At 69.0% G+C, this 20,514-nt stretch carries 17 protein-coding genes; all 17 read right to left on the bottom strand.

What is annotated here, in order from left to right; all coding sequences use genetic code 11:
• Positions 1–104: 104 nt before the first annotated feature.
• Positions 105–800 carry a type I-E CRISPR-associated protein Cas6/Cse3/CasE gene (locus OG852_RS49810; RefSeq protein WP_330351936.1) on the bottom strand — a complete coding sequence of 232 codons (696 nt, stop codon included), beginning with the start codon at positions 798–800 and terminating at the stop codon, positions 105–107.
• A 14-nt stretch (positions 801–814) separates the two neighbouring features.
• Positions 815–1,570 (bottom strand): type I-E CRISPR-associated protein Cas5/CasD, encoded by a 756-nt coding sequence (gene cas5e, locus OG852_RS49815; protein WP_330351774.1) that lies wholly within the window; start codon positions 1,568–1,570, stop codon positions 815–817.
• Positions 1,567–2,799, bottom strand: coding sequence for a type I-E CRISPR-associated protein Cas7/Cse4/CasC (locus OG852_RS49820; RefSeq protein WP_330351775.1), 1,233 nt, complete (start codon positions 2,797–2,799; stop codon positions 1,567–1,569). The genes cas5e and OG852_RS49820 overlap by 4 nt, the downstream gene beginning before the upstream one ends.
• On the bottom strand, positions 2,796–4,970 hold the full coding sequence (locus OG852_RS49825; RefSeq protein ID WP_330351776.1) for a type I-E CRISPR-associated protein Cse1/CasA: 2,175 nt from the start codon (positions 4,968–4,970) through the stop codon (positions 2,796–2,798). The genes OG852_RS49820 and OG852_RS49825 overlap by 4 nt, the downstream gene beginning before the upstream one ends.
• Positions 4,967–6,544: a helicase gene (locus tag OG852_RS49830; RefSeq protein ID WP_330351777.1), complete on the bottom strand. Its 1,578-nt coding sequence runs from the start codon at positions 6,542–6,544 to the stop codon at positions 4,967–4,969. Before OG852_RS49830 ends, OG852_RS49825 begins: the two co-directional genes overlap by 4 nt.
• A 355-nt stretch (positions 6,545–6,899) precedes the next feature.
• A complete protein-coding gene (locus OG852_RS49835) occupies positions 6,900–9,137 on the bottom strand; it encodes a hypothetical protein (protein ID WP_330351778.1) in 2,238 nt (745 codons plus the stop codon).
• A complete protein-coding gene (locus OG852_RS49840) occupies positions 9,134–11,173 on the bottom strand; it encodes a tetratricopeptide repeat protein (RefSeq protein WP_330351779.1) in 2,040 nt (679 codons plus the stop codon). The genes OG852_RS49835 and OG852_RS49840 overlap by 4 nt, the downstream gene beginning before the upstream one ends.
• A gap of 764 nt (positions 11,174–11,937) precedes the next feature.
• Entirely contained in the window at positions 11,938–13,017 is a 1,080-nt protein-coding gene (locus OG852_RS49845) for a hypothetical protein (RefSeq protein ID WP_330351780.1), read from the bottom strand.
• Positions 13,018–13,326: 309 nt separating this feature from the next.
• Entirely contained in the window at positions 13,327–13,734 is a 408-nt protein-coding gene (locus OG852_RS49850; protein WP_330351781.1) for a helix-turn-helix domain-containing protein, read from the bottom strand.
• A complete protein-coding gene (locus OG852_RS49855) occupies positions 13,731–14,423 on the bottom strand; it encodes a hypothetical protein (RefSeq protein ID WP_330351782.1) in 693 nt (230 codons plus the stop codon). The genes OG852_RS49850 and OG852_RS49855 overlap by 4 nt, the downstream gene beginning before the upstream one ends.
• Positions 14,420–14,935 carry a LuxR C-terminal-related transcriptional regulator gene (locus tag OG852_RS49860; RefSeq protein ID WP_330351783.1) on the bottom strand — a complete coding sequence of 172 codons (516 nt, stop codon included), beginning with the start codon at positions 14,933–14,935 and terminating at the stop codon, positions 14,420–14,422. The genes OG852_RS49855 and OG852_RS49860 overlap by 4 nt, the downstream gene beginning before the upstream one ends.
• A 291-nt stretch (positions 14,936–15,226) precedes the next feature.
• On the bottom strand, positions 15,227–16,456 hold the full coding sequence (locus OG852_RS49865) for a cytochrome P450 family protein (protein ID WP_330351784.1): 1,230 nt from the start codon (positions 16,454–16,456) through the stop codon (positions 15,227–15,229).
• Entirely contained in the window at positions 16,453–17,706 is a 1,254-nt protein-coding gene (locus OG852_RS49870) for a cytochrome P450 (protein ID WP_330351785.1), read from the bottom strand. The genes OG852_RS49865 and OG852_RS49870 overlap by 4 nt, the downstream gene beginning before the upstream one ends.
• Positions 17,703–18,302, bottom strand: coding sequence for a GTP-binding protein (locus OG852_RS49875; RefSeq protein WP_330351786.1), 600 nt, complete (start codon positions 18,300–18,302; stop codon positions 17,703–17,705). Before OG852_RS49875 ends, OG852_RS49870 begins: the two co-directional genes overlap by 4 nt.
• Positions 18,283–18,609, bottom strand: a complete 327-nt coding sequence (locus OG852_RS49880; RefSeq protein WP_330351787.1) for a DUF742 domain-containing protein — start codon at positions 18,607–18,609, stop codon at positions 18,283–18,285. Before OG852_RS49880 ends, OG852_RS49875 begins: the two co-directional genes overlap by 20 nt.
• Positions 18,610–18,635: 26 nt before the next feature.
• A complete protein-coding gene (locus tag OG852_RS49885; RefSeq protein ID WP_330351788.1) occupies positions 18,636–19,067 on the bottom strand; it encodes a roadblock/LC7 domain-containing protein in 432 nt (143 codons plus the stop codon).
• Positions 19,060–20,394, bottom strand: coding sequence for a histidine kinase (locus tag OG852_RS49890; protein ID WP_330351789.1), 1,335 nt, complete (start codon positions 20,392–20,394; stop codon positions 19,060–19,062). Before OG852_RS49890 ends, OG852_RS49885 begins: the two co-directional genes overlap by 8 nt.
• Positions 20,395–20,514 lie beyond the last annotated feature (120 nt).

A 20,514-nucleotide genomic window follows, 5' to 3' on the forward strand; every position in this document is an offset into this window, starting at 1 on the left:
TCCCCTATGTTCGGTGCATCGGTGGTGCCAGCTCCACGTGAGAAGTGGAGAGAGGCGACCGCGACCAGGACGCTCCAGGGCGTCTCGCGCGGTGCACCGTCATCTTACTGTTCTGCGGGCCGGTTGGTATGGGTTAGCACGAGTCCGCATCCGTAGGACTTGCCTTGGCCGAGCCCGTCGCGGAGGAGATCGTGAACCAGAGCGGCGTCAAGGACGGCGGCACGGGCCTGGAGGGTCCTGGTCACGAGCTGGAAGCGGTCGCCGGACTCCTTGGTGCCGACGATCCAGCGGGGCGGCCCAACAGCGATGTCGTCGACGTCCGTGGACAGGCCGTGCTCCAAGAGCCGCCGGTGCAGCCAGGCTCTGACCTGGGTGGGGTCCGTGATACTCACTCGCCGTGTCGGCGAGCGGAGTTTACGGCTCGGATTGGCGATGACGCGCAGTTGGAGTGACTGTCCTGCACGGTAGGTGTACTCGGCGGTGAACGCGTCTGCGCTGCGGAGGCGGCCGTCGTCAAGGAGGGGCTTCCAGTTCGGCAGTTGGGGGGACTGCACGAGGACTTTTAGGGGGCGCCCGGCGTCGGGGCGTTCGTTCCTGCCCGCGGCTGGAGGTTCCTCGCGATCGGGTGCGAACAGGACGTGAGCTGGCCGGCCGGTGGACTCCGGGCCCTTGGGTGCGTCGCCCCCGAATCCGCTCAGGACAAGGCGGTACAGCTGGTGGGCGTCGCGGCAGCGGTCGCTCTCGGCGGGGCTTAGCGTCAGGGCGGTGCGCCACGTGCGAAGGCCCGGTAGGGGCTGCATACGGAGGTCTGCGGTCACTGGGTGCTCTCAGCGGGCGTAGTCGGCGGGCTGACGTTGTACGGGTGGACGTGCAGGAGGAGGTAGTCCGGGCCACTTCTGGTGGTGCCGGGCTGCTCGGGGACGGCGTACGTTCCTGGCCCGGGCAGTCCTTGCCTCCACACCTGGGGAGTTGCGGTGCTGGCCTCCGGGACGAGGGGCATGCGATGGGGCCAAACATCGGCTCCGTCCGCGGTTGTTCCGTAGAGGATCGGACGCGAAGGCGGGCAGGAGCGGCGCCCCAGGTAGAGCAGGCCGTACGGCTGGGCCAGCGCCGTCGTGATGCGGTTGGTCTGCTGGGGCGTGCATCCGCTGAGACCGACCAGGAAGCTCGCGTCGACGACGTACTGCTTGATCGCCATCACGGTGCCCCGGTCGGCAGGCTTCCACGAGGCGGGGCTCGGTGCGAGGGGCGCGGTGTGCGGGTAGCGGGGGGCGCCGTACCAGGAGTTGGTGGGCGTGATACCCGCCGCGGCGGCCTGCGCGGTGGGCCAGCCGAAGTGTCCGCCGCCGGCCGTCTGGAAGTCCTCCTCCAGGTGACCTGGCCGGTCGCATCGCACGGAGAAGACGAGGTCGGCGAACCGGGACGGGCCGTGGCCGGGGCCGAGGGCGTTGGCGAGCAGGCCGAGGACCGCACTCTTGGTCGGCCGGGGCAAAGTGGCGCGCTCTTCCCAGCGCGAGGTGGTGCCGTAGGACTGGAGAGGCCCAGACAGGCGCAGGAGGACGGTGGTCACGGCCGTTGGTCCTCCCACGTGATGCCGTGCGGGAGCTGGGGGGCCGGCTCGTTGGCGGGCGGCAGCCATCGGCCGGTCCCTGCGTGCAGACCGAGCCGGGTGAGGAAGGCGGTCAGCCGGTTGGCGGCGGCTATCCCGGCTGGCGGGGCGATGGGGGTCTCGAAGGCGCCCGCGGCCGTGTACGGTGCGGCCGTGGTGGCCGCGACGACGAGGGTCGGAGGAGCCCACGAGCCGGTGCGCGTTCTCCTGGCCTCCGGCAGCGCGTAGGCGACCGCCGTGGTCCAGTCCCGCTCGGTCTGCTGCGCGGTGCGCTCCACCGTCTCGGCGTCGGCGCCCGCAGCGGCCAGATTGGCGCGCAGCTGTCTGCGGTCAAGGGCCGCGTAGCGGTAGAGGGTGCCTGAGTTGAGGTACTGCTCTCCCAGATTGCTGAAGACTCCGCCGCTGCCCCACTCATCGCCCGTGACGAAGTCGTCGGTGACGAGTTGCTTCGCGTCGACTGTGAAGGCGTGAGCCATCATCGCGGCGGAGCGTACGTTACCCCCGGGCAGCTCGGGGAGCATACGTCCGAAGAGGGCGATATCGGCGGCGAGTCCTGGCGCAAGGGCCTGCTGTGCAACGGACTTGATCTCGGCAGGAACGGTGTCCGCCTGCCCGCGCGACGTGGCTTTGCCAGCGGTGCGCCCGCGTTTCCGCCCGGGCTCTGCAGTCGCCGACGCGGCTGCGGCGATGGCCTTCTCCATGGCCAGGCGGGCATCCTCGAGCTCGTCCCAGTGGTCCAGTAGGAGCTCTGCCAGGTCCGCAGGAGCCGATGAGGAGACGTAGATGGATGTCAGGGTCCGGTCGGGGTGCGCGAGGTCGATCGAGGGGCCGGCGGCGGTGACGATCAGAGCGGCCGCGGGCAGCGCGTCGGCGCCGTCGATGCTGCGTTCACGCAGGTACTCGGCCGTCTTGCCGGGAAGGAGACGGGTGTTGATGCCGTGCACGCCGGTCTGGCTGTGATTGCGAGCGAAGCTGCGTGCGGCACGGGTAAGGGACTGCGCGGACACGCGCATGCGTTCGACGCCGCCGAGTGTCGTGGATTTCGGTAGGCCCATGATGTCGCGGTTGAGGCAAACGTCGACCAGCGTGGTCAGGGAGTGCACGACCACGAACGGCCCGGGTAGGGCGCTGAGATCGATCGGCGGGTAGGCGGACTCTGGCAGGGACAGATCGGTTGCTGTGACGGTCATGAGGCAGCGGAGTCCTGGGGGAGGTTGGTGGTCACGGTGGTGGAGAGGCTGCTTGCGGGTCGGGCGGTGTAGAACTGGTCGGCCCATTTCTGGCGAACGTCGGGCCCCCACGCGGCGAGGTCGATGAAGAGCTGGCCCCAGTGGGGTGTCAGGTCCTGCGGGGCGGCCTTGCGGATGATCCTGGCCAGGGGGACGCGCAGGGCGTGCGCGTCCGGTGCGCGCAGGAGGTTGAGGACCGCGGCCCGGGTGGGCAGGTCGGCGGGGCCGCGCAGAGGGGATCCAGCGGAGCCGAAGGCCCGCATCAGCCGTGCAAGAGGTGCGCCGCCGTAGAGTTCGGCACGGCTGTTCGTGCGACGGTGCATCGCGAAGAGGCCAGCGGTGAGCAGAGCGGCATGCTGGAGATGGTCGGGCACCATGCGCGTCACCAGCCGGCAGGCAGGTGTGTCCGGTGACGGATGGACGACCCAGGTGGCCAGTTGGGCTAAGAGGTACCGGCTTCGGGGGTGTGCGTACCAGCGGCCCAGCTGCCTCGACAGTGTGAAGGCGAGTTCCCCTGTCTCGCCGTGGCTGACTGGGGAATGGTGGCCGCTGCGCCTCGAATGCGGGGGTGCCGCAGTCGTGCTGGCGGCGGTGACGAATAGGAAGCTGTCATCGTCGGCGTCCACGGAAGCGCTGGCAGATACACCCGGGCTGCCCGGGGCGTCGGGTTCGAAAGAGAACAGCTCCATCTGCATGGACGACGCCGGTGGAAGGTCGGTCGTCGTGGGGGACACCTCAGGCGCGGCCTCGGAGTCGTCGGCTATCAGGTGGGAGACGGCTCCGGCCAGCAGCGTGCGGCGTCGGCCGTGTGCCCCCGTGGCGGAGCAGGCGGCCGCGAACAGCAGCGCAACCTGCTCGTCGGGCTTGGCGTCGAGGAACTGCGGATCGTGCAGAAGACCGGACCCGAATCCGGGGGGCAGGACCGTTCCGGCGGATCGGTCCGCGAGGTGGTGGGGAGCGACGGTCCGTGCCTGGCGCCGGAAGTGCATGACTGTATGGGCCGCGGCCGCGCTGCGCGTGTCGGCGAGCAGCATCGCTGGCAGCGTGATCCGCCGTTGGTGGACGATGACCGAGTGGTCCCGGACGGCCAGGCCGACCGCGACGACGTCCGGGGTGCGTCCGGTCCGGGCGGCGGCTTGGCGTACGGCGTGGGCCCAACTGCCCTCAGGGGCACGCCACCAGCGTTCCAGCAGGGGCGCCTGGTCCTGGTCGCTGGTGAGTCGGTGGGTGATGAACTTCTGGCCCTCCTTGACATCGACCAGGTCACGGCTGCCGGGCAGCGTCGCAACCGAACTCCCCTTCAGCTCGGGGTGCTTCATGCGCCACCCCTGGGTCAGTAGCACCTGACGGACCATGCCGTCGATCTCGGGCAACAGCAGCATCCGGCGCGGCTGCCAGGTCAGCCCATCCAGCTCACTGCCCACCGGGATCTCTTCGGTTCCCGCGCTCGGCGTGTGCGTGAAGGACGCGCGCCCCAGAACGCCGGGCGCCGCCATGAGCCGCCAGGTCAGCTGCTCGGCGACCGTTCCCGCGGGATGCCACACCACGCCGCCCGTCTGGGCGGCAGCTCGTCCCAACGCCGCCCCTCTGCCGTAGACGGCCTGCTTCGAGCGGATCTTTCCTCCCGTGGCCCACATCTGCTGGACCAGCAGCAGGTGTGCTGCGCGGCACGCGCTGACCGGGATCGAGGCGTGCAGCGGCCGGTGGTCGACCAGGAGCGGTCGGCTGATCGCGGCGGCCGGATCTAGATACAGCACCGGCAGCCGCGCCGCGGGCCTGTCGGCAAGGTGCCGCAGAGTCCCGTCCTGGAACAGCGGCGAGCGCGGATGGAAGAGATCCAGATCCTCCTCGTGTTCGCGAACCCATCGCCGCGCCGGCTCCAGGGCGATGCCGTTGCGCACCTGGCGCACATAGGCATCGTGATCCCTCGGTCCGCACCCGGCCTGGTAGGCGATCACCGTCAGCAGTCGAACGGTCGCTGACCAGACCAGCGGGTCCGCGGCCGCGAGGTGCAGACGGTCCGCTTGCTCGAGTACCTGCAGGACGCCCATCGTGTCTGTTCGCCCTGTGTCGTCGACGACATCGATCCACGGCTGGGTCGCCAGGCTGAAACTGGCGGAGGGTGTGCTCACGCGGCGATCGCCTCGTCGTCCAGTTGGTCGGCCAGAGCGTGCAGGGCGGCGGCGTCGTCCGGAGCGTGGGTCAGTTCCTGGGTGCCGGCCACGGCCCTCAGCGCATTGGCCAGCCAGTACGTCTCGGTGGTGCCCTCGGCTACGAGGTAGTGGGCGGGCGCCTCCTGGCCGTCCCGTTGGCCCCGGCCTTCGCCTTGCAGCAGCTTCTTGCCGCCGGTCAGGACGTCGGCGAACACGGTGACCCTAGGCGTGTCGGTAGCTGTCTGGCCGGTTCCGGCGACATTGGCCTCAGATGCCTGCAGGTTCATGCCCTGGACGACGTTCGTGACGCACACCAGCGCGCGGCCGGTCTGGAACGCCGTGCGCTTGAGCTCGCGCAGGCCCGGCGCTTCCCCGGTGATCGCCACCACCTTGTCGGGAAGTCCGCGGGAGTGGAGCTCGCCTGCGATGGACTTGGCCAGCAGGTCCACGTTCTCCAGGAACCATGCGGGAACGATGACTTGGCAGCCGCGCCCGACCAGCTCTGCGACATGACGGGCGACGTACGGGGCTTTGAGCAGGGACGCCTTCTGTACCCGCCTGAGTGCGCTCGCCTGGTGGTCGGTCTCCGCCTCGAGGTCCTCGTTCACCGCCAGGCCGTGGCGGCGGCGGAACTCCTCCCAGGTGGCCTCGTAGTGGGCGTGATCATTCGGGCTGAGACGGATCGGGTGGATCTCGCGGTGCTGCGGTGGCAGCCCCAGCTCTTCCTGGGAGGCGCTTGCGCCGACGCCGCCGCGGTATAGCAGCGTCTTGACTTTCTCCGTGGGGTCGGCGACGGCCCTGCCCTTGCCCGGGGTGAGACGCAGGCCATGCAGCCAGTCGAGGTACTCCGCTCCGGTCAGGGTCTGTGGCGGGGCGGTCCGGGCAGCGTGGGCGATCAAGTCCGCCGCGTACGCGGTTTCCGCGAGCTTGGAGAACGGGGTGGCGCTCGTCGGTATGAAGAACGGCTTCGTTCCGGCCTGGGGATGGGTGAGCCGGTACAGCAGACGTGACCGGATGGACTGCGGATCTGCCGCCATCTGCGATTCATCGAGGACCACCGCGTCCCAGGACAGCCGTGAGTCCCCCCACTGCGCGGCGAACCGGGCTGCCTCGTCCGACGGAAGGTCGTGCAGGCGAAGTTGCGGATGTTCGAACAGTCGCACGAGCTTCTCGGGGTTTGTCACCACCCAGCGGCGCCTGGGGGCAGCCTCGCAGAAGTAGTCGATGGCCAGCTGCCACACCGGAATCATGGACAAGGTAGTGATCACCAGGACCAGTTCCACCGGTAGGCGGCTCAGCGCGGTGAGCACCATCGCCGTCTTGCCTGACCCGGTCGGGGACACGAGCAAGAAGCCCGGGGCCTTGGCAACCTGGGCGTCCTGGATCGCCTGCACGCGCGGTATCTGATGAGGCCTCAGTTGGGGGCGCACCCCACCAGCCGAAGACTCTATGGCCGGGGCGTCGTTGAGAAGGTCCTCGATGAGACGTTCAAGCGAGTGTGGCACCGCCGCGTAACGGGAGAGCCCCGCCGGCAGTCGCCGGCCGTAGTACACCGGCAGGCCCCAGTCCTGGTGCCGGCTGACGTCCGGGTACTGCAGGGCGTCTGGGAGTAGGACATGGACCCGCGAGGGGGAGGTGGGCCCTGCCGAGAGGGTCGTTCTCCCGGCGCCAGGCCGGGAGGGTGGATGAGCGATGGGCATAGCGGGCATGCGTGTTCGGGCTCTCCGTCTGCGGTTGCGGTTCGGGGGCACTGAGGTTGGCGCTGAGAGCGCTGTTCGAGATGTGCTTGAGGCGCTGGCCGGGGGTGATGCCGGTGTTCGGTCACCACCGGAGATTTCGGTCCCTGGGACGACGCCGGACATCCGGGCAGCTTCACCGGAGGCGTGGGGCGCGACTGTGAGCAGGTGATCACGGGAGTTTCTGCAGGTGCCGCCGCACGCGCTCCTCATCACGGCGGCTCACGCCTGCGTAGATCCCGACGGCCTCTTCATAGAGGATGCGTGCCAGGTCGGTTTGGCCGGTCTCCAGGACGGTGTGGCCGAGCAGTTCCCGGCTGTGTGCACTCCAGCGTGCCGAACGGGTGGCGTCGCACTCGTCGACGGCGCGGCGACCGTACTCCTCGCCCTTTGCCGAGTCGCCTCCGGCAGCGTGGGCTCGGGCGAGCCACGCGAGCGCCCGTGCAGCGTCGAGGGGGTCCGGAACGTTCAGCAGCGTCGTGCGGGCGGCGGCCAGAGTTTCGATCGCCTCGATGGCTCTGCCACGGGCGAGTTGGGCTTGGCCGAGGCAGACGTTGGTGATCGCCACGGCCCGTGTGTACGTGGCTCGGTCGCGTTCGGAGTCACTCGTGCGGGCCAGCTCGGCCCGCTGTTCTCGTGCTAGGAGCAGGAACTGCTCGGCCTGTGCCGGCAGCCCGGTGTACACGTGCGTCGCGCCGATCTCGTGCCGCGCCTGGGATTCAGCGCGGCGGTCCTGAGCGGCGAGCGCCAGATCCAGTACGGCGTTGAACGTTCTGGCGGCGTCTTCGAAGCGGCCGATACCGCGAAGGGCGACGCCCCAGGTGTTGAGCATTTCTATCTCGGCGGGCCGATTCCCGCATCGCCGCGCGGCCTGGAGACCCAGGTCGTGGCTTTCGGACCATAGCTGGTAGTTGTGTGATGAGCGGAGGTACGGCCAGATGGCGTGGGCCAGCTGCCAGGTGGAGGCGTCGAGGTCGCCGGCGGCCGCGGCGCGGATTGCGGGCAGCAGATTGTGCTGCTGGGCGTCGAGCCAGGCCAGTGCGGAGTCGGCGTCGCCAAAGTGGAGCGGTTCAGCGGGCGGGTAGAGGTAGGAGCGTTCCAGCGGTCGATGATGGGGCGTCACGGCTTGCTCGGCGCTGCTGGCATTGAAGAGGAAGAAGTCGGTGCACCGCCGCAGGGTCTCCTCCGCCTCGCCGACGGTTGCCTCCGCTGTCGCTCGGGACCGGGCGTGCGCGCGGGCTTCGTCGTGAAGGCGATATACAGGTCCGCGAAACGGCTCCTCGTCGCTGACGGCTTGGATGAGTTGCAGGTCTCGCAGTCTCTCCAACTCGCGGGCCGCGTCGGCATGTGTCAAGTCACAGACGGCGGCGGCCATCGGCGGGTCGAAGTCGACGACAGAGGCGGCGCCCATCCGGCGGTAGATAGCGGGGGCGGGTGTGTCGCGGGGCAGCGACGAGTAGGCGCGGTCGAGGGCTGTGGTCACGGCCGTCTCCTGGAGAGTGAGCAGGGGATGAAGGTTGTCCGCGGAGCGGCTACCGACGGGCCCGCAGGTGACGTCGGTGAGGGATCGGGCAGGCCGGGCGGCGAGTTGGGTGACCATCAGTGCGATCGCCATGGGGAAGCCGGCCGAACGTCGGGTGATCTCCGCGATGGCCCCGGGCTCGCGGGCAACGCGCTGTTCGCCCAGGCAGCGAGTGAGGAGCTGCCGAGTGGCGTCCTCGCCAAACGGCTCCAACTCGTGGAGCACGGCACCGTCAGGCGCTAGCTCGTTGAGCTGGTCCTGGCTGGTCACGACGACTAGGTGACCGGATCCGCCGGGAAGCAGGGCCCGGACCTGGCTGGCGTCTCGGGCGCTGTCCAGCAGAAGGCTCACCCGTCGGCCAGGGTCTTCAGCCGTGGCAGACCGCCACCAGGCCGCCAATTCGTCCACGCTGGTGGGCTGGGCTCCAGGGCGCAGTGAGCGGAGGAAGCGAGAGAGGACCTCGTCCGTACACGCTGGCCCCTCCGCCGTATAGCCGCGGAGGTCTGCGTATAGCTGCCCGCCGGTGTACTGGGAGGCGAGGTTGTGGAGTAGCCGGTTCGCCACGAAGGTCTTCCCGATGCCGCTCTTCCCGGTGACCACGACGATGCCCACGGCGTAGTCAGGCAGCGCCGTGATGCGTTCCGCCAGGGCATCGAGCGTTTCGATGCGGTCGGTGAAGGCGGCCGGCACCGGGAGCAACTGGCGGGGGATTGGCGGGTTGACGATCGCCTCGTACACGTGGACGCCGCCGTGGATGGCCCCGGCCTGAACGGCAGGCCCGTGGAAGGCGCCGCCCGAGATCGTGTTCTCGGTGGTCCCGCCGAGCGCCGATGAAAGCCTCGTTGCGGTCGCGGGCCCATCACCGCCTGCCGGGCTGACAGGGGTCACAGAGCATCTGCCAGGGCTCGGACCCGTTCGGCGTCCGCAGGACGGATCGGCGCATACAGGCCCATGGCCTGCCGGTAGCAGCTGGCTGCGAGGATGTCGTCCCCGCGGGCCCGGTGTGCGCCGCCGAGCATCTCCAGTGTGCGGGCCCGCCATCGGGTGCTGCCTGCCTCGGCGAACGTCCGCAGCGCCCCTTCCAAGCCGGCGACACCGGCCTCCGGGTCGCCGAGCAGGACGAGGGTGTGTCCGTGCAGGGCGAGCGCGCGGGCCGCGTCGTAGGGGTCGTCCACGTTCATAAGGAGCTCGTGGGCGCCGGCGAACTGCTCGAGTGCGCGGCGCGTATGTCCGTCGGCCAGGTCGATTTCACCGAGGAGGACTGACACCAGGGCGACGCCTCGCCGGTAGTCGCACGACAGCCACTTTTCCGCTGCCCGGGTGAGGTGCGGCCGGGCAACCTTGGTACGTCCGCTCTCGAGATGGCACGCGCCAAGACCGAGCAGCGCCTGGCCCTCGTCGCGTGCGTCGCCCGCGGCCTGTGCGGCCTCCAACGCCTCGGCGTACCAGGTGATGGCCTCGTCCAGGCGTCCAGCCGAACTCAATCCGATGGCACCCGAGTTCAGCATCTGCCGGACGGCTGGCTGATTGCCTTCCCGCCGCGCGGCGGCCAGGCCCATCTCGTGCGCTGCGACCCAAAGCTCGTACGGGTGTTGGCGTAAGAACAGCGGCCAAAACGCGTCGACCAGCCAGACGAGCTCGTTCCAGCCCATCTTCTCCATGGCCCGCAGGACGCCGAGGAGATTCCCCTGGTGGGACGCCAGCCACGCGATCGCCCCCGCTTCGTCCTGAAAGGGGGGACGTACGGTCGGCGAGGGCAGCCCCTGGGTCTTGCGGAGGGTGGCCTGAGAAGGGGTGAGCCGGATCTGCGCATGCGTGGCGATCTCCAGCATCCATGTGCACAGCCGCCGCAGCACGCCCTCGCGGGTCGGCTCGTCGTCGTGCTGCATGGCCAGGCGGCGGGCGTGCTCGCCCACGACTTCGCTCATCCTGTAGCGGACCGGCGGGATTTCATCGGGGGCGATCGCTTCCAGCAGGTGCTCGTCGGCCAGGACCTCAAGCAGCCATTCCGCATCGCCCCATTCAAGGCGGCAGGCGGCGGCCACCGCGTCGGGGTCGAAGTCGTCGACGGGCATCAGACCGAGGAACCGGTAGACACGTTGCCCGGTTGGTTCCAGGTTCGCGTAGGTCTCGTCCAGTGCAGCGTGCATGGCCATGGAGGCGTAGTCCTTGTGGTGTGAGGTGTCGGTCGTGCGGCGGGCGAGGGCGTCGGCGGCAGACGAGAGGCTGCGGTGGGGGCGGGCGGCCAGGCGGGCGCCGGTCAGGACGAGCGGGAGCGCCAGACAGGCGCAGGCCCGCGTCAGGCGAGAGGTGGCCTCGGGCTCGGCCTCCATCCGGGCCTCACCCGTGAACCGGCAAAGGAGTTCGAGTGCTGCGCTGGGCGCGAACGGGCCGAGTGGGTGGAGCTCGGCGCCGTCGACGCCGAGCTCCCACAGAAGGGAGCGGCTCGTCACGACGGTCATGCTGGAGTCGCCTGCGGGCAGCAGAGGCCTGACCTGCTCGGGCGCTACGGCGTTGTCGAGGAGGACCGAGACATTCCGGTGGGCTGTGACAGAGCGCCACAGCGAGGTCTGCTCGGACAGGTCTGCCGGAAGGGTGTCCAGACCGAACGTGTGGAGCCACTGCTGGAGAACCATCTCCGGCAGCTTCGGCCCTGTCGGACTGCGTAGATCCGCGTACAACTGCCCGTCAGGGTAGGCGCTGTGACCGTGAAGCCATTGCGCGGCCAGCGCGCTCTTGCCGACTCCTGCGAGTCCGCTGAGCACGATGAGGCTGGCTCCGCCGTCGCGGGCCGCGTCCAGGGCACGGACCTCCTCCTGTCGGTTGGTGAAGTGGCGCGGAATACGCGGCGCCGGGCTACGGCTCGCCATGACCGACGCGTGGTAGTGGATGCCGCCGGAAACAGATCCGGCCTGCACGGCCACCCCGCTCAAGTGGGCCGACCCACCGATCTCATTGGTCGTCATCGCCGCTCGCCGTAGGGAGCGAAACGCCGGGGCGCAAGTGCCGCTCGGAGCCTTCGGATTCGGATTCGGAGGAGGCCGCAGGAATTGAGATCGGTGAGCGCGGCGCACAGGTCCGGCGCTGGGGTGAAGAGTTGACCGCTGGGCTCCTGGCTGATCCACCGCAAGCCCACGGCCGTGTCGCGTGCATCGCGGGGTGGCACATCCACTGGCGGCCCAGTGACGAATGTGGCGCAGGCCGGCCACGGAAGGCTGGCGGAATCCGGCCGAACCACGAAGTGCCAGACTCTGTCAGAAGCCCAGACGGCGCCGCGCTGGGCGCCGGACCGGTCGAGGCGGCTCAGCGCCACCGCGCCGTACCGCTGCCTGGTGAGCACGACGGCGAAGCCCTGGCCGGTGCGTACGCGGCTGATGGTCGCGCTGCACCAGGCCCTGCCCAGCGCGGCGGCGTAGTCCTCCTGCCCGGCGTCTCCCTCTGTGCACACAGGTACCTGCCACGCCGAGGGCAGCACGGCCGGAGGCTCTGCGGACATGGCGGTGATATCGGCCGGTGGCCGTACGGGCGTGGGGGTCAGGACCACGAACCGCTCCTTGCTGGCTGGTGGGGAAGGCGCGGGTCAACTGCGAGAGCGGTGCGGTGCAGAAGGCCCGGGCGCTATTCGAAGTGCGTGAGGCTGCCGCGCATGCCGTGAGGTGGCTTTGTCGATGAACCCCATGAAGGCGGGTCACCCCGAGTTGAGCAGGCTGCGGGCCTGTTGACCGCTGTTCCACGCGAGGCGGAGGCCGAAGGCGCGAAGGATGTTGATCGCCATCATGGCGTCGGATACTGCGGCCAACGACTCGGTGCCGGAGCCGATACGGCGCATCACGTCCACCCGCCATCCGTACGGCAACCGCGTGAGCCGTTCGGCGACGCGGGCCCCTCGCACCCGGTCCTCCTTGTGGTCCCAGGGCGCCGCCCAACTGTCCGAGGCAAGTGGTGGCTCCTGGCCGTCGGCGGCCTGTCGGCAGGCATCGTCCAGCGCCTCGGCAAGCGGGGTTCGAGGCGTGGAGGCATGCGGTGACCAGCTCTTTGGCGAGCGTTGGTTGCCCAGCACCACGGCCTGCCACTCAGGCGTGAGACTGTCCAGGATCTTCAACTGGGACGTCGCGCTCTCTCCGCGGGGGAGGCGCCCGGTGTCCGACCGCTGCCACAGAAACGTCACCTCGACGGCTTCCCGCGCGAACTCCGCTACGGCGTGCGGATCCCGCGCCCCTACCGAGCCCGTGCGGCTCACCAGCCGGTGCACGGCGGCCTGGTCGCAGTCCGGCATGGACACCCATAGGCGGCGGGCACGCAGTTCGTCCCACGCCAACAGCGCCGCGTCGTGGGCGGCCGTATGCACGGTGTGTGCCTCGTACCGGTCGAACGTGGCCAGGATCGCTAGGGCGGCGTCGATGCGCTCGACGCGATCGGGGTCCGCCCGCAGGGCCTGGTCGAGGAGGTGCGAACAGACGCCGGGGTGGCCGGCGAACAGGGCACACGCCTCCGCGGAGCCTGTTCCGGGCTGCGGACAGTCCTTGCGGGTGAGGCAGCGAGGCGCTTCCCCGTCCAGCCACGTTGCCCACACAGCTCCGCCGTGCGGCTCGGCGAGCTCCCGCGCAATACCCCAGTGCCGGTCGTCGTCATGTTCTGCGACCTCGCACAGCAGGGAGCCGCGGACCATCCCGCCGACACCGCGGCCTTCGGCGTAGGCGTGGACCATGAGGTCCTTGGCGAGGGGGATCCGCGCACCGCAGATACGCGGACGTGTCAGGGTCGACACAGGTCGTTCCTTCCGGTCGAAATGAGGTCCGTGGTGAAGTCGTCCGGCGGCGAAGCCCCGGGCAGCACTGAGGGCAGGGGGCAACCGGCCCGCACGCCGAGGAGTTGACTCACGCCGCACTTCCATCGGCCGTCCTGATATTCGTTGAAATCCTGTGCTCGGCAGACGAGTGCTCCCGACAGGGTGGAAAGCGGCGAACGTGCCGCCGTGACGCTTCTGTTCGAGCAGACGCAGCCAGGTGAGCAGCGCCGGACGCAAAGGGAGGGCGGCCAGGTACAAGAGGTCAAATGCCGTCGTCACTGCATGCCCTCACGAAGCGATGTCCTGGCTACGCCGCACGCCGCCCCGCCCACGCAGTGGAACGCCACAGCGCTTGAGGAGACCGTGGATTGCTCCGTAGGAGCGGGTCGTCGCCGCGCAGATGTCTTTGATCGCGGCCTTGCGTTCCTTGTAAGCCGCGATGACCTTCGTCTCGAACTCCTGAGCACCCTGACCCACCAGGCGGCGATGCTTCGGGACGACGGGGAGGTCGAGTGGGGGATCGAACCGGGCCAGGCGAGCAGCTCCAGCTGAAGTCGGTGTGGTCGGTGGCCTAGAGGGTCCACTGGTGGGTGTGCACGACATGGGAGAACCTCCAGGCGCTGCTGTCGGCTGGGGGCCGGACCGCCGCGAGCGAACGCCGCTTGGAACAGTCACGGTGCCGGTCCATGTGCTCATTGCCCCTGCCTCTCGGCCGTGTTCGCGACGGCGCGCTGGTGCGGGACGGTGCAGCAGATCAGTGGTTTCAGGTGCTGGGCTTGCGCCGGGAGTTGCAAGAGGGCCAGCGGCCGCCCGCCCTTCTCCTTCGTGGGACGCACGAACTGCCAGCCGCACACGTTCATGAGGTGGTCGAGCAGGGGCACGCGCATGATGCCGTCGCGGGAGGGTGCGCCGGACGGCACCTCGCAGCGCACCCACGTCAGCCCGAGGCGGTCGGCGAAGTCCATCGCCCACAGCGTCATCAGCCTGCCGACCAGATCGGTTCTGCGGTCGGGTGCCGTGAAGGCGAGAGACACCAGCAGACTGGGCTCGTGGATTTCGGCATCCCAGTACGAGAGTGCCGGCTGGCGGTTCAACTGCAGACACCCGACAGGAAGGCCGTCCTCAAACAAGGCAACCGAGTCCGCCCCCGGCTCCCGGAACAAGACGGCCGGGTCGCCCGGGTAGGGCGGAGTGAGCCACCGGTCGTTGAGCCACCTGGTGCGCTGCTCGACGAGCTCGGCAACCGCGTCACGGTCTTGCTCCGTCAGCAGCGGACGCATCTCATACGGCGGATGAGGCGCGTCGGCTGCTCCTCCAGTTAATACCGGGTCGACGAGGGCTTGGGTGGTCGGCTGGTGCTCTGCATGTGTTCGAGTTCCGGTCACCGGGCCGCTCCATCGGTCTCGCTCGGGGCGTCGTCGCTGCTGACTGATTCGCTGCCGCGCGCACCGAGAAGACCCCAGGCGTGCCCCAGGCCGACCAAGTGGGTGTCGTTGTCAGCCCCGGCCTTGGCGACCAGGGCTTTGATCCACGGTCGGACCTCGGCCTCAGCAACTCGTGCCGCCCGGGCGATCTCGTACGTTTCCGGGTGCTCAGCGAGGGCTCGTAGAAGCCGCCGCTCGCCGAGGGTGAATTCTGGGATACGGGCGGGTGCCGGGGGCGGGGCGACCTGCCCACTGGCCAACACAGCATGCGCGCGAGCGGGCCTGCCGGTTCTGCTGGTGATCTGGAACTTCCGGCCGATGCTGCCGAGGTGGCCGGCGTATGTGCTGCTGCTCATTCCCAGGTCCCGGGCGCCCTGGATATTGGAAGCACCGGTAACGAGGACTTCGGCTACCCGCTTCTCGGCGGGGGTGAGCTGGGTGAGCTCGGCAGCGGTCGGGATTTTGACGGGCATGGGGCACTTCCGGTCGTGGGCTGAGTGAGTGGTTTCGCGGCAGGGCCGAGGATGACGGGGAACCGCTCGTGGCAGTCGGAGATGAGCTGGGCAGAGGCGAAGCTGCGCACGTGGTGACCTGACGCGCCATGCGGTCAAGCCGGCGCGAGTCGAGGCCGATGGACGTCTGGGCGTGTGATCTGCGAGGAAAGGCGAAGCGAATGTGACCGTCTTGAGTGCGGCGGTGAAGCCACTGGTGGAACGCCAACATTGGGGTTTTCCACCAGTGGCATCCGTGTTGCACCCGCTCTGCTACGCGGCGGCGCCCAATGTGACGGGCAGTTCGGTGACGTCGGTGCCGATGAAGGAACGCTGCGGCTCCAGGTCTTCGGCGGCGCCGGCGAGAGCGAGCTGGGGGAAGCGCGCGAACAGCGCGGGCAGAGCGATCTCGGCTTCGAGTCTGGCCAACGGGGCGCCGAGGCAGTAGTGAATGCCGTGGCCGAAGGCGAGGTGCTGTTTGTCGGCGCGGTCGATGTCGAAGGCGGCAGGGTCGCTGTGGATGCCCGGGTCGCGGCCGTGTGCGCCGAATCCGATGAGGATGGCTTCGCCGGCCCGAATGGTGACGCCCTCCCCGAGGTCGATGTCCTTGGTGGCGTACCGCAGGGGCATGTGCATGATCGGCGGGTGGAGTCGCAGCGTCTCCTCGATCACGTCGCTCCAGCGGGCCGGGGCGGCGAGCACCGCGGCGAGCTGGTCAGGATGGGTGAGGAGTTCGCGGACGGCGGCTCCGATGAGGGCGACGGCGGTTTCGCTGCCGGCCCCGATCATCAGGATCAGGGTAGAGACCAGCTCCGTCTCGCTGAGCCGATCTCCGTCTTCCTCGTGAGCGGCCAGGAGCAGGCTCGTCATGTCTTCGCCCGGAGTCCGGCGCTTGCCCTCGATGAGCGTCTGCATCGCGCCGTACAGGTCGCGGCTGATGGCCTCGGACTGTTCCGCGGTGACGTCGGTGGTGAGAACGGCGTCGATGACGCGGAGCATCTCGGCCCGCTGGGCGGAAGGGACGCCGAACAGGTCGCAGATGAGCTGGGTGGGCACCCGGTATGCGAACTCAGAGCGCAGGTCTACGCGTTCGGTGCTGTCTCGGCCGTTCAGGCCGTCCAGGAGATCGGTGACGATGGCCTGGACGACGGGTCGCATGGCTTCGATCCGGCGTGGGGTGAAGGCCCTGCCGACCAGTTGCTTCAGCCGCTTGTGGTCGTCACCGTCGGAGGTGAACATGCTGATCACGTCGACCCACGAGTACAGCCACGGTATGGCGCCGGGCTTGTACGCGGGCCACGACTTTCGGGCGTCCTTGGATACGTCAGGGTGGGTGAGGAGGCGCTTGGCAACGTCACCGCGGGTGACCGACCAGGCGATGACGTCCTCGGGCATGCTCACTTTGACGGCGGGTCCGGCGGCGCGGAGTTCGTCGGCCTGCTCGTACAGTCGCTGGCCGCCGCTGCTGTCGAGCGTCACGGTTTGGGTAGGGGTGCTGGTCACGCGGTACCTCCGGTGAGGACGGCAGCGGCGGGGATGCGCGCTGCGGACTTGGGACGGAACGTCACAGGCATCGCCTGGGGGCTCTGGTGGAAAGGGCCGTGGCGCAGGAGGATCTCCTCGTCCGGCACCGCCAGTTCCATGTCCCACAGCTGATCGAGCACGGTCTCGATGCCGGTCTGCGCGATCGTGGTGGCCTGCGTGATCGCGGGACAGCGGTGTGGCCCGGCCGACCAGGCGAGGTGGCTGCGGTTGTCGAACCCCAGATCCGCCGGCAGCGAAGGGTCGGTGTTCACAGCGGCATGAGAGATCAGCACGGGCACGCCTGCCGGGATGTGCACTCCGTAGAGCTGGGTGTCGTGGCGGGCGTAGTGCACGGAGAAGTTCGCCATCGGAGAGCGTTGCCACAGCGCCTTCTCCAGGGCCCGGCGCACGGTGAGAGTCCCCGCAGCAAGGTTCCCGGCGTAGGCGTCGTCGCGGAGGAGCAGGTGCAGGGCCCAGGCCATCCATGCTGCAACGGGGATGATCCCGGCGCCGACGGCGCAGAACAGCTGGTTCAGGGACTCCTCGTCCGTCAGGCCAGCCGGATGGGTGATCATCCAGGAAGTGAGGTCCTCGCCGGGCTGCTGATGGCGGAGTTGGATGAGCTCGTGCAGGAGCATCGCAAAGTCGATCGCGCCTTGGGCTGCTGCGGGGCCGGCGCTGATGAGGTCTTGGCAGGCGCGCACCATCCGGGCGGACATCTCCGTCGGGCAGCCCAGAAGTTCTGCAAAAACGAGCAGCGGCAAGGTGTCGGCGAAGTCGGTCATCAGGTCCGCGCGGCCTCGGGCGATCACGCGGGCTATCAGCGTCAAGGCACTGCGCTGGGTGATCTCGCGGAGTTGGTGCGGACTGATGCGGGCGATGCAGTCGTCCATCGCCCAGCGCAGACGGGCGTGGTCCTGGTCGTCGGTGTAGAGCACTGAATTCCGGAACGCCATCATGCCCAGCACCGGGCTGTCCTCGGGCACGTAGCCGTTGGCCAGGGCTTGCCAGCGCCGCGAATCCTTGGAGTAGGTAGCCGTGTCGTTGAGGAGGGTCACGGCGGCGCGGTGCTGAGTGACGACGAGGGCGTGCACGTTGGGAGCAATCTCCGCCCAGCCGGCCGGTCCCTGGACGCGCAGCTGGTCGTAGACCGCCTGAGATTGGGCGGCGAAGGCGCCGCCGTGGAGCACGGGGCAGCCGTGCGCGGACAGCGGAGGCGGTGTGGTCATGAGGCGGGCTCCAGGCTGGGGCGGGACAGGAGGTGGGAAACGAGCGCGATAAGAGGAGCTTTCGCGGACTCCCGTTGGCGCACGTCGCACGCGACGAGGGGAGTCGCTGGGTGCAGGTCCAGCGCCTTGCGCAGCTCTGCCTCGCCGTAGCGCGGGGAGTTGGCGAAGCGGTTGACCGCGATGACGTAGGGGAGGCCCGCTTCCTCCATGCGCTCCATTGCGTCCCAGGAGTCCGTGACGCGCGCGGTGTCGACCAGTACCACGCCCCCGAGGGCGCCTTCCATCAGGTCCTCGATCATGCCCGCGAACCGGGGTTGTCCCGGTGCACCGAACAGGTAGAGCACGATGTCCTCGGTCAGGGTGATGCGGCCGAAATCCAACGCGACCGTGGTGGTGTCCTTGTGCTTGAGGTCGCGCAGGTCGTCGACGACTTCGCCGGCCTGCGTCATTCGCTCCTCGGTGGACGCCGGTTTGATCTCGGACACGGCGCCGACGAACGTGGTCTTTCCGATGCCGAACGGGCCGAGCGTGATGACCTTCACCGAGGTCTGGACACCGGGTGCGAGGTAGCGGCCATTAAAGCTTGTGGAGTCCATCCAAGATCCTCTCCAGCAGCTGTCTGTCGTGCTGCTGAGCGGCGGGCACAGGAGAACGGCTTATGAGGTGGCCGCTGTCGACGAGAGAGGCGACCACCACCTTCGTCACGGCGCCCGGCAGTTGTAGGTCAGCGCTGACTTCGGCGAGCGACAGCGCACCGGGCAGGCAGTGCTGCATCACCCGGTGGGCGTGGGCATTGAGCCCGTGCAGCGGCTTGTCCCGGTTGGCAATCAGGAGCGTGGCCAGGTCCAGGGTGCGGCGGCTGGGGGTGGCCTGCCCTCCGGTAGGGGTGTAGGGCCGAACCATCCCAGCCCGCCGCCGGCCCCGGGGCGTCACGATGTTCCATACGCTGTCCGCTCCCGAGCGGACAGCGACGGACGCAGGCCCTTGATGGCCTTGATCGTCGCGGCGGAGGCGACGACCGCTTCCTTGCTCGTCATCTCTGCGGCGACCGAAACGGCCACGGCGGTGCGGTGGCCGGCGCCGAAGACCAGGATGCAGTTACCGGGGAGGTCGATGATGATCTTGTTGGGCGTTGCGCCCTCAGTCTCGGCGAACTCGCTGATTCCGCGGCCGATGGAGAATGCCCCCGAAGCGTTCGCCGCGGTGCGTTCGGCCACGGCCCTTTCCAGTCCGTCCGAGGCTGCGAGGACCAGGCCCTCGGAACTGAGGAGAACCGCGTGCAACACGCCTTGCTCCTCCTTGAGGCGGTTGAGGACCCAGGTCATGTCGACGGTGTCGGCGGTGGGCTGGTTCTCAGTCACGGGGCTGCTCTCCTTCGGTTTGATCGTTCTCGCCTTCGCGGATGGCCGCCGTCAGATTGGCGAAGCCCTCCAAGAAGGCGTCGGGGTCTTCCGGCGGCGCCGGTTCGCTCGCGCGGGGAAGTGCGGTGGAGGCATGTCTGGGCGAACGACGGCGCCGCTGTGGCAGGCCCGGGCTATCGGAGTCGTCCGACGAGTTGCCGAAGCCGTCCGGTGACAGCTGTTGCTCAGGTATCAGCGGCTGGCTGACCACCGAGGCTGCCGCGGCCTGGCGTTCGGCTTCGCGTTCTTCGTCCGTTGGGCCGTGGCCAAGGAGGTCTCGGGGAACGCGAAGGACGGCCCGTACTCCCCCGAAGGGGGATGTGCTGCTGACGTCGGCGTTGAAGCCGTACTCGCTGGCGAGGCGGCCGATCACGGGGAAGCCGAGGTGCTGAGTGTCCGGCAGGGAGGTGACGTCCAGGACCGTGCGCTGAGTCAGCAGCTGGGCGGCTTCCTGGCGCTGGTAGACGTTCATGTTCAGGCCGGCGTCGTCGACGACGATGCAGTATCCGGTCTGGATCTGCTGCACCTCCACGGAGACCTTGCCGTCGGAGTACGCGGTCGCGTTGGACAGCAACTCGGTGAGGGCGACGGTGATCGGCTCGACGACGCGGCCCTCCACCCACACCTCTCCGGTGCCGGGCTCGTACGTGTAGTTCACGCGCAGGAGGGCGTCGATGCGCCCCCGGGCGGACTCGACGATCTCGCGGAAGGTGCAGTCGGCGCGCTGCAGTCCAGGCCACGAGCCGGTGAGGATGCGCGTGCGCTGGAGCGTGTGCAGGGCCCGGGTGACGAGGTGGTCGAGGTCCATCAGGCTCTGGTGGTAGGCCGTGCCCTCGGGGTACCTGTCCATCTCCTCGACAGCCTTCATCTGGCAGCGGACCAGGTAGGTCTGCGCCTCGTCGATGATGTCCCGCACCGAGGAGCGGGCCGCGAGTCCGATCCGGTCCCGGGTGATGGAAATGGCTTCGTCGCACAGGCCCAGTACGGCCCGGTGGTAGCCGTCGATGGGCGTGCCGGCAAGGTAGCCCACGCTGAGGCCAGGCACCGTGACGCCGCGTTGGCCGCGGGCTGCCGCGTTGACCAGCGCGGGCATCCGCGTCTCCGCCAGGTGCTTCGACTCCTCGTGCAGGGCGCTGGTGACCTGCTGAGCGGTGAAGTGTTCGCTCTCCAGCGGGCCAAGCCTTGAGGCCAGGGCCCGTTTGGCGCGGGTCTGACGGACAAGACCCACGGCCGTAACGGCGAATCCGCCGCCCAGCAGCGTTGCTGTGGTCACCAGGGGCTCGATCATGAAGCGTCCTCGAACGAAACGGGAGTCGATGGGCGGGGAGGAAGGCCGCCGGGGTGTGCACCCCGGGCCGCGACCGTCGGGGGGCGGCTCACGGGCTGGGGAGGCTCACCACGCCCCGGC

It is taken from the genome of Streptomyces sp. NBC_00582 (assembly GCF_036345155.1).
Classification (GTDB): Bacteria; Actinomycetota; Actinomycetes; order Streptomycetales; family Streptomycetaceae; genus Streptomyces.